The 14811-nt window shown below is 74.3% G+C and carries 12 protein-coding genes; 9 read left to right on the top strand and 3 right to left on the bottom strand.

Translation table 11 applies throughout. From position 1 onward, the window contains the following. Positions 1 to 118 precede the first annotated feature (118 nt). A complete protein-coding gene (locus tag D5H78_RS09595) occupies positions 119 to 2308 on the top strand; it encodes an ATP-dependent DNA helicase (RefSeq protein WP_281268684.1) in 2190 nt (729 codons plus the stop codon). A gap of 3 nt (positions 2309 to 2311) precedes the next feature. Here D5H78_RS09595 and D5H78_RS09590 read toward each other — a convergent pair whose 3' ends face one another. Then, positions 2312 to 3412, bottom strand: a complete 1101-nt coding sequence (locus D5H78_RS09590) for a sulfite oxidase (protein ID WP_119950210.1) — start codon at positions 3410 to 3412, stop codon at positions 2312 to 2314. A gap of 47 nt (positions 3413 to 3459) precedes the next feature. Next, positions 3460 to 4365 carry a LysR family transcriptional regulator gene (locus D5H78_RS09585; protein ID WP_119950208.1) on the bottom strand — a complete coding sequence of 302 codons (906 nt, stop codon included), beginning with the start codon at positions 4363 to 4365 and terminating at the stop codon, positions 3460 to 3462. A 70-nt stretch (positions 4366 to 4435) separates the two neighbouring features. Between D5H78_RS09585 and D5H78_RS09580 the strand changes: the two genes are divergently transcribed. The 4 genes from D5H78_RS09580 (at position 4436) to D5H78_RS09570 (ending at position 8532) form a co-directional block, all read left to right on the top strand. Continuing rightward, entirely contained in the window at positions 4436 to 5488 is a 1053-nt protein-coding gene (locus D5H78_RS09580) for an aminotransferase class V-fold PLP-dependent enzyme (RefSeq protein WP_119950207.1), read from the top strand. Positions 5489 to 5498: 10 nt separating this feature from the next. Continuing rightward, positions 5499 to 6935, top strand: coding sequence for a non-homologous end-joining DNA ligase (gene ligD, locus D5H78_RS09575; protein WP_119950205.1), 1437 nt, complete (start codon positions 5499 to 5501; stop codon positions 6933 to 6935). Between the two features lie 101 nt (positions 6936 to 7036). Beyond that, the gene (locus tag D5H78_RS19085; RefSeq protein WP_133412032.1) at positions 7037 to 7633 is read left to right on the top strand and encodes a hypothetical protein; all 597 of its coding nucleotides are present in this window, start codon (positions 7037 to 7039) and stop codon (positions 7631 to 7633) included. A 212-nt stretch (positions 7634 to 7845) separates the two neighbouring features. Further along, on the top strand, positions 7846 to 8532 hold the full coding sequence (locus tag D5H78_RS09570) for a hypothetical protein (protein ID WP_119950204.1): 687 nt from the start codon (positions 7846 to 7848) through the stop codon (positions 8530 to 8532). A 19-nt stretch (positions 8533 to 8551) separates the two neighbouring features. Here D5H78_RS09570 and lexA read toward each other — a convergent pair whose 3' ends face one another. After that, positions 8552 to 9220 (bottom strand): transcriptional repressor LexA, encoded by a 669-nt coding sequence (lexA, locus tag D5H78_RS09565; protein WP_119950317.1) that lies wholly within the window; start codon positions 9218 to 9220, stop codon positions 8552 to 8554. A gap of 304 nt (positions 9221 to 9524) precedes the next feature. Between lexA and D5H78_RS09560 the strand changes: the two genes are divergently transcribed. The 4 genes from D5H78_RS09560 to D5H78_RS19310 all read left to right on the top strand — a co-directional run bounded on the left by D5H78_RS09560 (position 9525) and on the right by D5H78_RS19310 (position 14778). Next, entirely contained in the window at positions 9525 to 10205 is a 681-nt protein-coding gene (locus D5H78_RS09560) for a LysM peptidoglycan-binding domain-containing protein (RefSeq protein WP_119950202.1), read from the top strand. 589 nt (positions 10206 to 10794) lie between these two features. Continuing rightward, on the top strand, positions 10795 to 11286 hold the full coding sequence (gene nrdR, locus D5H78_RS09555; protein WP_119950200.1) for a transcriptional regulator NrdR: 492 nt from the start codon (positions 10795 to 10797) through the stop codon (positions 11284 to 11286). A 202-nt stretch (positions 11287 to 11488) separates the two neighbouring features. Further along, the gene (locus tag D5H78_RS09550) at positions 11489 to 14374 is read left to right on the top strand and encodes a vitamin B12-dependent ribonucleotide reductase (RefSeq protein ID WP_119950198.1); all 2886 of its coding nucleotides are present in this window, start codon (positions 11489 to 11491) and stop codon (positions 14372 to 14374) included. 242 nt (positions 14375 to 14616) lie between these two features. Beyond that, positions 14617 to 14778, top strand: coding sequence for a hypothetical protein (locus D5H78_RS19310; protein ID WP_165865683.1), 162 nt, complete (start codon positions 14617 to 14619; stop codon positions 14776 to 14778). Positions 14779 to 14811 lie beyond the last annotated feature (33 nt).

Raw genomic sequence — 14811 nt, 5'->3', positions numbered from 1 at the left:
GGGCCACCGGGTGCGCAGCATGGCACCGGGGACCGACAGCCGGGGAGGGGTCCGTACGGGCGGGCGGGGCTGTGGACGGCGGGCCGGGCGGGGCCGCGCCGCGGGCTAGCCTCGTCGGGTGCCCGCGCCCTCCGTCACCGACCTGCTCGCGTCCGCCGTCGAGGCGGTCGGGGGTGCCGAGCGGCCGGGGCAGGTGCGCATGGCCGAGGCGGTGCACGGGGCCATGTCCTCCGGGGAGCACCTGCTCGTGCAGGCGGGCACGGGCACCGGCAAGTCGCTGGCCTACCTCGTCCCGGCCCTGCTGCACGGGGACACGGTCGTGGTGGCGACCGCGACGATCGCGCTGCAGGGGCAGATCGTCGACCGCGACCTGCCCCGGCTCGTCGACGCCGTCGCGCCGGTGCTGGGCCGGCGCCCGACCTTCGCGATGCTCAAGGGCCGGCGCAACTACGTCTGCCGCAACAAGGTGGCCGGCGGCATGCCGGTCGACGACGAGGACGCCCTCTTCGCGCCGGCCCCGAGCACTCCGCTCGGGCGCGACGTCCTGCGGGTGCGGGAGTGGGCCGAGCAGACGCGCACCGGTGACCGCGACGAACTGGTCCCCGGCGTCGGCGAGCGCGCCTGGTCGCAGGTCAGCGTCTCCGCCTCGGAGTGCCTGGGGGCCCAGCGCTGCCCCTTCGGCGAGGAGTGCTTCGCCGAGCTGGCCCGGGCCGAGGCGGCCGACGCCGACGTCGTGGTGACCAACCACGCCATGCTCGCCATCGACGCGATCGGCGACGGCAGCGTCCTGCCCGAGCACGACGTGGTCGTGGTGGACGAGGCGCACGAGCTCGTCGACCGGGTCACCGGCGTGGCCACCGACGAGCTCACGCCGGCGCTCGTCGAGCGGGCGGCCTCGCGCGCCCGCAAGGTCGTGGGCGCCGACGGCACCGAGGCGCTGGAGAGCGCGGCAGGTGCCCTCGCCGCCGCGCTCGACCCGCTCCCGGAGGGCCGGCTGCCCGGGCTGCCCGACGCGCTGGGCCAGGTGCTCGTGCTCCTCCGTGACGGCGCCCGGGCGGCGCAGTCGGCGGTCGCGAAGGAGAAGCGCGCCGAGGACGGTGCCCGCTCGGTGGCGTCGTCCGCGCTGCAGGAGGTCCACGACACGGCCGAGCGGCTGCTGGGGGAGAGCGCGTACGACGTCGCGTGGCTCGCCAGGGAGCCGCGCCGCGGCGCCGTCCTGCGGGTGGCGCCGCTGCACGTGGGCGGCCTGCTGCGCAGCACGCTCTTCGAGGACGCCACGGTCGTGCTGACCTCGGCGACGCTGGAGCTCGGCGGCAGCTTCGACCTCGTGGCCCGGCAGGTCGGGCTCGGCGCGCAGGGCGAGGGCGAGGCGGCCCGGTGGCAGGGCCTCGACGTCGGCAGCCCCTTCGACTACGCCCGCCAGGGCATCCTCTACGTCGCCCGGCACCTGCCCCCGCCGGGGCGTGGCGGCATCGACGACCGCGCGCTCGACGAGCTGGCCGACCTCCTCGCGGCCGCGGGCGGGCGCGCCCTGGCGCTGTTCTCCAGCATGCGCGGCGCGGTCGCGGCCGCGGAGCTCCTGCGCGAGCGGGTCGACCTGCCGATCCTGTGCCAGGGCGAGGACTCGACCGCGGAGCTGGTCCGGCGCTTCGCGGCCGACGCGCGCACCTGCCTGTTCGGCACCCTCTCCCTGTGGCAGGGGGTCGACGTCCCTGGCTCGGCGCTGCAGCTCGTGGTCATCGACCGCATCCCGTTCCCCCGCCCCGACGACCCGGTGATGTCGGCGCGGTCCGCGGCGGTCGATGAGCGCGGCGGCAACGGCTTCATGAGCGTCTCGGCGGCGCACGCCGCGCTGCTGCTGGCGCAGGGCGCGGGCCGGCTGGTCCGCCAGGGGGACGACCGCGGCGTCGTCGCGGTGCTCGACGCCCGCCTCGCCACGGCCCGCTACGGGCGGTTCCTGCGCGACTCGATGCCCCCGTTCTGGTTCACCAGCGACCGGGAGGCGGTCCTCGGCGCGCTGCGGCGCATCGACGCCTCGGCCCCGCCGCCGCGGCCGGTGGCCCCCCGGCCGGTCCGGGCGCGACCGGCGGCGAAGGTGCCGGCGCCCCCGGCCGAGCGGGTCGCCGTGGTCCTCGGCAAGGCGTGGACCGAGTCCGACGACGCCCTGCTGCGCAGCGGGGTCGAGGCGGAGCGCCCGCTGGGCCAGCTCGCGCTGCGCCACGAGTGCAGCGAGGAGCAGCTCGTCGCGCGGATCGAGTCCCTCGGACTGCGGCACCGCGAGGTGGACGAGCCGACGCTCCTGGGCTGAGGTTCAGCGCACGACGACGGCGACCCGCTGCGCGGAGTTGTTCGCCATGCCCTGCACGTTCCACGCCTGCTGCAGGGGCTGCACCGCGCCGGAGGCGTCGCGCGCCCGGCAGCGCAGGTGGTGGGTGCCGGGGGCGGCGTCCCAGGCGACGACCCAGGCCCGCCACGCCCAGCGGTCGCCGGCCGGGCCGAGCTCGGCCTCCTGCCAGGTGGCGCCGTCGTCGGTGCTCACGTCCACCCCGACGACCTCGCCCTGCCCGCTCCAGGCCCGACCGGCGAGCAGCACCTCGCCGGCGTCGACGAAGCGGGTGCGCGACATGAAGTCGGGCACGCCGGGCGGCACCATGAGCGCGCGCGGGCGGATGCGGGTGACCGGCTCGCCGCGCTCGGCGGGGTCCTCCTTGATCCGGTACGCCGTCGCCTGCTGGTAGCCCTCGAACGGCCGGTCCACGAGCTCGACCGAGCGCAGCCACTTCACGTGCGCCATGCCGTACCAGCCGGGCACCACGAGCCGCACCGGCGCGCCGTGCTGCGGCGGCAGGTCGACGTCGTTGACCGCCCACACGAGCATCACCTCCTCGCGCAGCGCCTCGGCGAGCGGGAGGCTGCGGGCGTACGTCTGCTCGACGCCGCGCTCGAGCCCGCGATCGGCGCCGGTGAAGACGACCTCGACGGCGCCGTCGAGCACGCCGGCCTCCTCCAGGAGCGGGGCGAGGGGCGTCCCGGTCCACCGCATCGTGCCGACGGCCTCGTTGAGCCACGGCTGGCTGACCGGGCGCGGCTCGAGGGCGGCCCGCCCGTTGCCGGCGCACTCGAGGGTGACCGCGCGCGTGACGGCCGAGCGGGAGCGCAGCGCGGGCAGGTCCACCTCGAACGGGCGCTCGACGCGGCCGCCCACGGTGAGCCGCCACGTCACCGGGTCGACGTACGGGATGTCGTAGTGCGTGAGCAGGTAGTGCAGCCCGAGGGGCGTGATCTCGTAGCGCAGCGCCTCCAGCGGCAGGCCGGAGTTGCGGGCGGCGAGCTGCAGCTCGGCGAGGCTGACGCCCTCGCCGGGCGCGGCCACGCGCGCCGCGGGGCTGGGGGACTGCGTCGTCGCGGTCATGCCCCGATCCTGCCGCGCCCGGCGGCGCCGGCGCGAGGGGGCGCCGGTCACGGGTGGGCGGCGACCTCGCGCAGGGCGGCGAGGGTGGCGGCGACGGCCGGCACCCGGACGAGCCCCTCGGTGGTGACGGCGACGACCTGCCGCTCGGCGGGCGGGTCGAGGGGCCGTACGACCACGCGGTGGTGCCGCGCCGTGCGCTGCACCAGGGCGGGGACGAGCGCGACGCCGAGCCCCGCCTCCACGAGGCCGAGCATGGCGACGTAGTCGTCGGTGGCGAAGGCGACCTCGGGCGCGAACCCCGCCGCGGCCGCGGCCTGCAGCAGGTGACCGCGGCAGCGCGGGCAGCCGGCGATCCACGTCTCGCCGGCGAGCGCGGCGAGGTCGACCGCGGCCGCGCCGGCGAGCGGGTGCTCCTCGGGCAGGGCGACGAGGAGCGGGTCGGCGAGCAGCGGCACGGCGACGAGCCCCGCCAGGTCGTCCTCGCCGCGGCCGAGGTCCGCGCCGGGGTAGCTGAAGGCGAGGGCGACGTCGTACGTCCCCTCGCGCAGGTCGGCCAGGGAGCCGGGCGGCTCGGCCTCGGCGAAGCTCACCCGCAGGCCGGGGTGCCGGTCGCGCAGCAGCCGCAGCGCCCGGGGGAGCAGCGTGGCGCTGGAGGACGGGAACGCGACGAGGCGGACCCGGCCGGCGCGGAGCCCGGCGACGGCGGCGACCTCCTCCTCCGCGGCGGCGAGCGTGGCGAGGACGGTGCTCGCGTGGCGGGCGAGCACCTCGCCGGCCTGGGTGAGCCGGGTACGGCGCCCCGACCGCTCGACCAGCGCCGTGCCCGCCTCGCGCTCGAGGCGGCGCACCCGCTGGCTGACGGCGGGCTGGGACAGGCCGAGGGCCGCGGCGGCGCCGGTGAAGGAGCCGGTGTCGCCGATGGCCTTGACGAGGCGCAGCGCGGAGGCGTCCATAACGCGATCCTATGGAACCGCCAACGAGCTGGTGGTTGTGCGCAGGCATCGCGCCCGCCACGCTGGCACCATGACCGCCCCCGCCCTGGACGCGCCGCTGGCGCAGGACCTGTTCGACGTCGACCCCGGCTACCTCGACGCCGCGACGATGGGGGTGCCCCCGCGCCCGGCGGCGGCGGCGCTGCGCGAGGCGGTCGACGCCTGGGTCGTGGGGCGGGCGTCGGCGGCGGGCTACGACCCGTTCGTGCAGCGCTCGCGCGCGGAGTACGCGGCGCTCGTCGGGGTCGACGCGTCGCAGGTCGCGGTGGGCAGCACGACGTCGGCGTTCGCGGGCGTCGTGGCGGGCTCGCTGCCGGACGGGGCCGAGGTCGTCTGCGTCGACGGCGACTTCACCTCGATGGTCTTCCCGTTCCTCGTGCAGGCGGGGCGCGGCGTCACCGTGCGGCACGTCCCGCTGGAGGGCCTGGCCGACGCGCTGGACGAGCGCACGCACCTCGTCGCCTTCAGCCTCGTGCAGTCGGCGTGCGGGCGCGTCGCGGACCTCGAGGCGGTGCTGGAGGCGGCGGCCCGCACGGGGACGCGCACCTTCGTCGACGTGACGCAGGCGGCGGGGTGGATGCCGTTCGACGCCTCGCGCGTGGACTGGTCGGTGTGCAGCGGCTACAAGTGGCTGTGCATGCCCCGGGGCACGGCGTTCCTCACCGCGCGGCCGGGCCGGCTCGACGAGCTGGTCCCGTCGCAGGCCGGGTGGTACGCGGGTGAGGACGTCTGGGCGTCGACCTACGGCCCCGGCATGCGCCTGGCCTCCTCAGCGCGCCGCTTCGACCTGTCACCGGCGTGGCTGGCGTGGGTCGGTGGTGCCGAGGCGCTCGCCGTGCTGCGGGGGCTCGGGCCGGAGCGGGTGGGCGCGCATGACGTCGCGCTGGCGAACGCGCTGCGCGAGGACCTGGGGCTGGCGCCGTCGGGCTCGGCGGTGCTGTCGCTGCCCGTGGACGGCGGCGAGCGCAGGCTGGCGGAGGCGGGGGTGCGCGCCGCGAGCCGTGCCGGGCGGGTCCGCATCGCCTTCCACCTGTGGAACACGCTTGCCGACGTGGAGGCGGCGTCGCGCGCGCTGAGGGGGTAGGAACGGGGTCATGCCCGAGGACCGGCTCTCGACGTACCGCAGCAAGCGCGACGCCGCGCGCACTCCTGAGCCGGTGCCGGAGGGGCCGCTCCCCACGGGCGGTGACGATACGTTCGTCGTGCAGGAGCACCACGCCCGGGCGCTGCACTGGGACTTCCGGCTCGAGCGGGGCGGGGTGCTCGTGTCGTGGGCGGTGCCGAAGGGCCTGCCCGACGACCCGCGGCGCAACCACCTGGCGGTGCACACCGAGGACCACCCGCTGGAGTACGCCTCGTTCAGCGGCGACATCCCCGCCGGCGAGTACGGCGGCGGGTCGGTGCTGCTGTGGGACCGGGGGACGTACGAGACGCTGAAGTGGCGCGACGACGAGGTGCAGGTGGTGCTGCACGGCGCGCGCGTGCAGGGGCGCTTCACGCTGTTCCGCACCGGCGGCGACCAGTGGATGGTGCACCGGATGGACGCTCCGCCGCGGCCGGGCTGGGAGCCCGCGCCGGAGCTCGTACGCCCCATGCTCGCCACCGCCGGGCCGCTGCCCCCGGCCCGCGAGGAGGACCGCTGGGCGTACGAGATGAAGTGGGACGGCGTGCGGGCCGTCGTGTACGTCGACGGCGGCCGTGCGCGCGTGCTCACCCGCAACGACCGCGAGGTCGGGGCGACGTACCCCGAGGTCGCGCAGATGGCCGAGGCGCTCGGCGCGCTCACGGTGGTGCTCGACGGGGAGCTCGTCGCGTTCCACGAGGGGCGGCCGGACTTCGGGCACCTGCAGCAGCGCATGCACGTGCAGCGCCCCTCGCGGGCGCTCGTCGCGGCGGTCCCGGTCTCCTACTTGGTCTTCGACGTGCTGTGGCACGAGGGTCGCTCGCTGCTCGCCGAGCCGTACGCGGTGCGCCGCTCCCTGCTCGAGTCGCTCGACCTGCGCGGCCCCCGCTGGGACACCCCGCCGGTCTTCCTCGGCGCCGGGAGCGAGGCGCTCGCGGCGTCCGGGGCGGCCGGGCTCGAGGGGGTCGTCGCCAAGCGGGTCGACGCCCCGTACGCCCCCGGCGCCCGCTCCCGCGCCTGGGTCAAGGTGAAGCACCAGCGCACGCAGGAGGTCGTGGTCGGCGGCTGGAAGCCGGGGGAGGGGCGCCGCTCCGGGGGCATCGGCTCGCTGCTCCTCGGCATCCCCGGCCCCGACGGGCTCGAGTACGTCGGTCACGTCGGCACCGGCTTCAGCGGCGCGGTCCTGGACGACCTGCTGCGCCGGCTGCGCCCGCACGTGCGCCGCACCTCGCCGTTCCACGCCGAGCTGCCCGCCAAGGACCGCCGCGACGCGGTCTGGGTGACGCCGCGGCTCGTCGGCGAGGTCGTGTACGGCGAGTGGACCCGCGACGGCCGCCTGCGGCACCCGGTGTGGCGGGGGCTGCGCGAGGACAAGGCGCCCGGGGACGTGGTGCGCGAGCCGCTCTGAGCCGTCGTAGGCCGAACGGGTGGTCGTCCCCAGGTTCGCGGGAAGCGGGCCCGGAGGTCCGATTCGTGTAGGTACCGTCCTGCGTCGTGCCTCGACGTTCCGTGAGCCGAATTCTGCTGAGCGCCTTTGGGTTGCTGGTGCTGTCAGGCTGCGCCGACGGGTCGGCAAGCGCTCCGATCGTCCTGCCGCAGCCAACCGCCTCCGTCGGCGTTCCCGGCACGCCGGCAGCCCTCGCCACGGGAGAATCGAAGGTCGCTGCGCCGGGAGGCGGCGGAGCGTCGTCGGTGCTGTCTGCTGACGACAGGAAAGTAGCGGAGCGCGCGGTCGAGAGGTGGTGGGCGATTGTCAACTCTGCTTCAAGTGGAGATGCCACGACTTCGGAACTGCGAAGTGTGTCCGCGCGGGGCTGCGCGTACTGTTCCGAGTTCGAGCACAAGATTGATGCCCTGCTCGCCTCGGGATCGCGCTCAGTTGGCGCAGCTTACAAGGTTCGGGAGCTGGTCACGGACAACGCTACTAACGAGGTCGCCGCGGTCAGTGTCGTTGTTGAGCCACAAGATGTAAGACTGGTCGACACCAACGGCCAGGTGGTGCGAACGATCAAGGGTGAAGGCAGCATTGAGTACGTCTTCTCCGTCGCCAGGAGCGGCGATTCTTGGCTCATCCAGGATGTACTGAACCTAGGCCCAGTGCGGTGAGATCTTCGCTGGTCGGGCCCATCCTTTTTGCTGCCATGTTGAGCACTGCCGCTCCCGCGGTGGCCATGCCAGGATGTGGCGACCTCTATAACGAATGCAGTGGAGGTCCGACTGTCGGCGGAGATCGCTATCGGTATGCTTGGGATGGCGAGACGTTGTCGCGCAGTCCAGACTTGCAAAGGGCGATCACAACGAACGCACGAAACGGCTTCATGTTCGAGACCGTCTTCGCCCCCGCTTGCAGCTCGATGACTCTGCCCGATGAGGATGGCAACATCGAGAGCGACCTCTGCGTGGGTGCAGGTATCAATCCGACGTGTCCCGCGGATGAGTTCGCCATGTTCGCGTATCGGCGCCTCGTTGGACCGCCACCCGCGGTCATAGACAATCCAGACCTCGCCGGATGGCAGGGGCTGGGTATTGTCTGCTTCGGCCCGTCCGAGACCTGGGACCTCGCCGACCTGACCGGGATCGCCCGTGAGTACCTCGAGGATCGCGTGACGCAGCCCGACGCCCGTGTCGAGCCCGCCGCGGGCGCACTGGTCAACCTGCCGGTCATCGTCCACACGGACGAGGCCGCGGAGGTGGGGTTCGACGTGACGCAGCCCTTCCCGGGGCGCTTGTCCGCGGTGCCCTCCTACGCGTGGTCCTTCAGCGACGGGACCGTGCTCGAGGGCGCAGGGCGGCCGTACGACGGCACGTCGCCCACGCAGCACCCGGAGCACTACCTCGCGCACACCTACGGCAGCGCCGGCGCGCAGGAGGTCGTGCTGGAGATGACGTGGACCGCGACCTTCGAGGTGGCCGGCTTCACGATCCCGCTCGAGGACATCGTGTTCACCGACGCCGCGGCGGTGCAGGTCCGGTCGGCTCGATCCGTGCTCGTCGACGGGCGCTGACCGGACCTGCCGCCGGGCGTCAGACCCGGCGCAGCACGGCCGTGACGCGCCCCAGCACCGTCGCCTCGTCGCCGAGGATGGGCTCGTACGCCGTGTTGTGCGGCAGCAGCCAGACGTGCCCGTCGCGGCGCTTGTAGGTCTTCACCGTGGCCTCGCCGTCGATCATGGCGGCCACGATGTCGCCGTTGTCGGCGACCGGCTGCTGGCGCACGACGACCCAGTCGCCGTCGCAGATCGCCGCGTCGACCATGGAGTCGCCGCGCACCTCGAGCAGGAACAGCGCGCCCTCGCCGACGAGCTGCTTGGGCAGCGGGAAGACGTCCTCGACGGCCTGCTCGGCCAGGATCGGGCCGCCGGCGGCGATGCGCCCGACGAGCGGCACGTACGAGGGGGAGGGGCGCTGGTCGCCCGAACCCGTCTCGTCGACCGCGGGGACCGCCGGGTCGAGCTGCTCCGGGGACACCACCTCGATGGCTCGCGGGCGGTTCGGGTCGCGGCGCAGGAACCCCTTGCGCTGCAACGTCGTCAGTTGGTGGCTCACCGACGAGGGGGAGGTCAGCCCGACCGCCTCGCCGATCTCCCGGACGCTCGGCGGGTAGCCCCGGCGGCGCACGCTGTCGCGGATGACCTCGAGGACCTTGCGCTGGCGCGCGGTCAGACCGTCGGCGGCGGTGGCCCGGTCGGGCATCTCCTGCACGACGTCCCGAGCAGCGCCGCCGGGCGCGTCCTGCCCGTGCGTGTCGGCGCCGGCGTCCTGCGCCGCGCCCGGCTGCTCGTCGCCCGCGCCGCCGCGCCCCGACCGCCGTTCGCCCACGTCGTCCTCCCAGAACTGTCAGACCTGCCCGGCACCGTGCTGCCTACCGGTCGGAAGGTAGCGGCTGCGGCGAGCAGGATCAAACACCTGTTCGAACGTGTCGTCGACAGTCCGACCGGGGAGTGGTACAACTCGTACAGCCGTTCGACGCACACCAGTTCGATCGCAGGAGGTCGGCATGCGCAGCACCCTGGTCGAGGAGACCGCAGCGCGCGAGGTCGCACGTCAGCGGCCGGCGGGTCGGCGGGGCGCCGGTGCGCCGCGCTGCGCGCCGGGGGAGGAGGGTCGCCGCCCCCGCGGCGCGGCGCCGCGACGGCTCGCCCCGGTGCCCGACCGGGCGACGGCCCGCTGGTCGACCGCGGACCTCGGCCCGCTGGTGCGCGGGTCGAGCGCGCTGGCGCCGCAGGCGCGGCCCGAGCCCGGGCTGCGCGTGCTGCCCGCCCCGGTCCTCCCGCGGGAGGAGGGTGCCCGGGAGTGCGCCGAGCTGGGCACGTCGGCGCTGTCGGCGCCGCTGCCGGCGCCCGACCTGCAGCCGGGTCGGCGTACAGCGCAGCCCTCGCCCCGGCGCGGCGCACGCCTGACCCGGCGCGGCCGGCTGGTGGTCACCACGCTGGTCTCGACGCTGGCCCTCGCCGTGGCCGTGACCGTCGCGGCGCTGCTCGCCGGTCCCGCTCCCTCCGCGGTGCCGCAGGGGGTCCCGGCGGCGGTGACCGTCGAGCCGGGCGACACGCTGTGGTCCCTGGCCGAGCGCGTCGCTCCCGACCGCGACCCCCGCGACCTGGTCGCGGAGATGCGTGCGCTCAACGACCTCGACGGTCTGCAGGTCGGCGACCAGGTGCTCGTCCCCGTCGCCGGCTGACGCCCAACGCGGGGGTCGCAGCCCGCCTCCGCCGGACGTGCGTCGTGCCTCGCTGCGCGTGGGCCCTCCGGTCCCGACGGGAAGAGCGGGGGCGAGCGCGGGGGGCGTCGTGCGCAGCACGTCCCGCTCGGGCGACCCCGCCAGTCCTTGTGGACGGTCCTCACCGACGGCCGCCGGTCCCGCCAGCCGTCCCTCTGGGCCGCGACACGCCGCTGCCGCCGCGACGCGCCGAGCGACTCCAGAGCGCCTTCGGTCGCCGACGCAGCCCTCCTCGTGACGGTGTTCCTGCGCACGACCTGGCCGTTCGCTCGCGTACCCCACGGGGGTACGCCCCGATGCGCTGCACGACACGCCCGCGCGAGGCGCAGCCCGCTTGCGTCGTCCGCTCGGCACGGCCTACGGTTCCCACATCTAGTAGTTACACGGCTGTAAGTCGTCCACAGGTTGTGGTCGAAGCCCACAGGTTCTCCCCAGTGCCACCCACAGCACCGTCCCCAGGGGCGGTCGGCGGGGCGGCTCGGGGGCCGGTCCGCGGGCCCGACCGCCCCACCCGGCGACGCAGTCGGCCAGCACCAGGAGGTGGGTCGTCGTGCACTGCCCGTTCTGCCGTCACACCGACAGCCGGGTCGTCGACAGCCGCACCTCCGACGACGGCTGCTCGATCCGCCGCCGGCGCTCCTGCCCCACGTGCGGCCGGCGATTCACGACCGTGGAGACCGCGAGCCTCACCGTGGTGAAGCGCTCCGGGGCTACCGAGCCGTTCAGCCGGGAGAAGGTGCTCGTCGGCGTCCGCAAGGCCTGCCAGGGCCGACCGGTCAGCGAGGACGCCCTCGCCGTGCTGTCCCAGCGCGTCGAGGAGGCGGTACGGGCGACCGGCTCGGCCGAGATCGACGCCCACGACGTCGGCCTGGCCATCCTCGGCCCGCTGCGCGAGCTCGACGAGGTGGCGTACCTGCGCTTCGCGTCGGTCTACCGCTCCTTCGAGTCCCTCGCGGACTTCGAGGCCGAGATCGCCCTGCTGCGTGCCGAGCACGAGCCGACCGGTCGCGAGCCCGAGGCGGCCGGCAGCGGCAGCGGCTGACGGCCCCCGCCCAGACCCTGCACGACCCTGCACGACCCTGCACGCCCGCACGGGCAGCGCACCACCGCACGACCCGCACGACCCGCACGACCCGCACTGCCAGCACCAGCTCGACACCAGCCGCCCACGGGGCGCGCCGACCGCCCCGCGCGGGAGTGCGCGCGCCGCGTGCCGGGTTGTACCAGGAGACGACGGAGGAAGCATGACGGAGACGTCCCACGACCGCCCGGTGGTCCGCCGCGGCAAGGCCGCGAGCGCGACCGGGGGCACCCGCGGCAAGGGCCTGACGATCCAGCGCATCTTCACCACGCCCGGGGTCCACCCCTACGACGAGGTGACGTGGGAGCGCCGCGACGTCGTGCAGACCAACTGGAAGACCGGCGACACGGTCTTCGAGCAGAAGGGCGTGGAGTTCCCCGACTCCTGGTCGGTCAACGCCTCCACGATCGTCACGACCAAGTACTTCCGCGGCGCCGTCGGCACCGAGCAGCGCGAGCGCAGCCTCAAGCAGCTCATCGACCGCGTGGTGCTGACCTACGCGCGCGCCGGCAAGCAGCACGGCTACTTCGCCACCGACGAGGACGCCGAGGTCTTCGAGCACGAGCTCACGTGGGCCCTGCTGCACCAGGTCTTCTCGTTCAACTCGCCGGTCTGGTTCAACGTCGGCACCTCGGCCCCGCAGCAGGTCAGCGCCTGCTTCATCCTCGCGGTCGACGACACCATGGACTCGATCCTGAACTGGTACCGCGAGGAGGGGCTCATCTTCAAGGGCGGCTCCGGCGCCGGCCTCAACCTCTCGCGGATCCGCTCGTCCAAGGAGCTGCTGTCCTCCGGCGGCACCGCCAGCGGCCCCGTCTCCTTCATGCGCGGTGCCGACGCCTCCGCCGGCACCATCAAGTCCGGCGGCGCCACGCGGCGCGCGGCCAAGATGGTTGTGCTCGACGTCGACCACCCCGACGTGGAGGAGTTCGTCGAGACCAAGATGCGCGAGGAGGAGAAGATCCGCGCGCTGCGCGACGCCGGGTTCGACATGGACCTCGGCGGGCGCGACATCACCTCGGTGCAGTACCAGAACGCCAACAACTCGGTCCGCGTCAGCGACGAGTTCATGCGCGCCGTCGAGCAGGACACCGACTTCGGCCTGCGCGCCCGCGGCACCGGCGAGGTCATCGAGACGATCCGCGCCAAGGAGCTGTTCCACAAGATCGCGCACGCGGCCTGGGCCTGCGCCGACCCCGGCATCCAGTACGACGACACCATCAACGACTGGCACACCAACCCCGAGACCGGGCGCATCACCGCGTCCAACCCGTGCTCGGAGTACATGTCGCTGGACAACTCGTCCTGCAACCTGGCCAGCCTCAACCTCATGAAGTTCCTGCGCGACGACGACACGTTCGACGCGCAGACCTTCGCGAAGGTCGTCGAGCTCGTCATCACCGCGATGGACATCTCCATCTGCTTCGCGGACTTCCCGACCGAGTCGATCGGGGACACCACGCGCAAGTACCGCCAGCTCGGCATCGGGTACGCCAACCTGGGCGCGCTGCTCATGGCCACCGGGCACGGCTACGACTCCGAGGGCGGCCGCGCGCTCGCCGCGTCCATCACGAGCCTCATGACGGGCACCGCGTACCGGCGCTCCGCCGAGCTCGCCGGCGTCGTCGGCGCCTACGAGGGCTACGCGCGCAACCAGCAGGCCCACAAGCGGGTCATGCGCAAGCACGCCGCCGCCAACGACGCGGTGCGCACGCTGCACGCCATGGACAAGGACGTGCACGCCCTGGCCACCAAGGCCTGGGAGGACTGCCTGTCCATCGGCGACGCGAACGGCTGGCGCAACGCGCAGGCCAGCGTCCTCGCCCCCACCGGCACCATCGGCTTCATGATGGACTGCGACACGACCGGCATCGAGCCGGACTTCTCGCTGGTCAAGTTCAAGAAGCTCGTCGGCGGCGGCTCCATGCAGATCGTCAACCAGACGATCCCGCGGGCGCTGCGCCGCTTCGGCTACGCCGAGGAGACCGTCGAGGCCATCGTCGAGTACATCGCCGAGCACGGCCACGTCGTGGACGCCCCCGGCCTGCGCCCGGAGCACTACGAGGTGTTCGACTGCGCCATGGGCGAGCGGGCCATCGCCCCCATGGGCCACGTGCGCATGATGGCCGCCTGCCAGCCGTTCCTGTCCGGCGCCATCAGCAAGACCGTCAACATGCCGGAGTCGGCGACGGTCGAGGACATCGAGGACGTCTACTTCCAGTCCTGGAAGCTCGGCCTCAAGGCGCTGGCGATCTACCGCGACAACTGCAAGGTCGGCCAGCCGCTGTCCGACGGCAAGGCCAAGAGCGCGGACAAGGAGGAGACGGTCCAGGCCCCCGAGCCGGTCGTCGAGTACCGCCCCGTCCGCAAGCGCCTGCCGAAGTCGCGCCCGTCGCGCACGACCTCGTTCACCGTCGGCGGCGCCGAGGGCTACATGACGGCCGGGTCCTACCCGGACGACGGCCTCGGTGAGGTCTTCCTCAAGCTCGGCAAGCAGGGCTCCACGCTCGCCGGCGTCATGGACGCCTTCTCGATCGCCGTGTCCATCGGCCTGCAGTACGGCGTGCCGCTCGAGACGTACGTCCAGAAGTTCACGAACCTGCGCTTCGAGCCGGCCGGTCTCACCGACGACCCGGACGTGCGCATGGCGCAGTCGATGATGGACTACATCTTCCGCCGGCTCGCCCTGGACTACCTGCCGTTCGAGACCCGCTCCGCGATGGGGATCCACTCCGCCGAGGAGCGCGCCCGCCAGCTCGACACCGGCTCGTACGAGCCCGTCGAGGACGAGACCGCCGACGTGGAGTCCCTGCAGCAGCAGGCGGCCCCCACCGGTCAGCAGCAGCCCGCTCCGGCGGCTCCGGCCCCGGCGGCGCCGGCGGTCGCGGCGCCCGCGCCGCGCGAGGTGCACTCCTCGGCCGAGCTGTACGAGGCCCAGCAGGGCCGCACCGCCGACGCGCCGCTGTGCTTCAGCTGCGGCATCAAGATGCGCCCGGCCGGCTCCTGCTACGTCTGCGAGGGCTGCGGCAGCACCAGCGGCTGCAGCTGACGCGGGGTCGCGGCGGGAGGTAGCAGGCGAGCAGGCGCGCCGCACGCGAGCGAATACGGCACGACCCGCGGGGGCGGCACCGGAGCACCGGTGCCGCCCCCGCGGCGTACCGCCCGCGGTGCCGCCCGTCGAGGGCGTGCACCCGCCCGAGGGACGGTCCCCGCGTCCCGCAGGGTCCCGGGAGCGTGACCTGGCACACTGCCCGCCGGGGTGCGGCGGGTGCCGTACCGGACGGAGGGCGCGTGGACGGGCAGCGGCCGGCGGGGCGGCGGGTCGACTCCCCCTGGGACGGCGCCGTCCGCTCGTGGGCGCTCGCCAGCGCGCTGCTCGTGCTGCTCATCGTCGGCGGCGTCGTGCTGTGGTTCGCGGTGGACGAGCGCGTCCTCGCGATCCTGCTCGGCTGAGCGCTGGCCCGCGCCGCGGGCCCCCGCCGACCG

Origin of the sequence: Vallicoccus soli, assembly GCF_003594885.1 — a bacterium.
Lineage (GTDB): Bacteria > Actinomycetota > Actinomycetes > Motilibacterales > Motilibacteraceae > Vallicoccus > Vallicoccus soli.
The sequence above is the reverse complement of the archived record's forward strand: the minus strand, read 5'-3'. Positions and strand labels throughout refer to the sequence as shown.

Coding starts and splice junctions, on each gene's coding strand:
- D5H78_RS09550 (WP_119950198.1), top strand. CDS start 11,489: ATGACGGAGACGTCCCACGACCGCCCGGTGGTCCGCCGCGGCAAGGCC.
- ligD (WP_119950205.1), top strand. CDS start 5,499: ATGCCCGAGGACCGGCTCTCGACGTACCGCAGCAAGCGCGACGCCGCG.
- lexA (WP_119950317.1), bottom strand. CDS start 9,220: ATGCCCGACCGGGCCACCGCCGCCGACGGTCTGACCGCGCGCCAGCGC.
- D5H78_RS09590 (WP_119950210.1), bottom strand. CDS start 3,412: ATGACCGCGACGACGCAGTCCCCCAGCCCCGCGGCGCGCGTGGCCGCG.
- D5H78_RS09585 (WP_119950208.1), bottom strand. CDS start 4,365: ATGGACGCCTCCGCGCTGCGCCTCGTCAAGGCCATCGGCGACACCGGC.
- D5H78_RS09580 (WP_119950207.1), top strand. CDS start 4,436: ATGACCGCCCCCGCCCTGGACGCGCCGCTGGCGCAGGACCTGTTCGAC.
- D5H78_RS09560 (WP_119950202.1), top strand. CDS start 9,525: ATGCGCAGCACCCTGGTCGAGGAGACCGCAGCGCGCGAGGTCGCACGT.
- D5H78_RS09570 (WP_119950204.1), top strand. CDS start 7,846: ATGTTCGAGACCGTCTTCGCCCCCGCTTGCAGCTCGATGACTCTGCCC.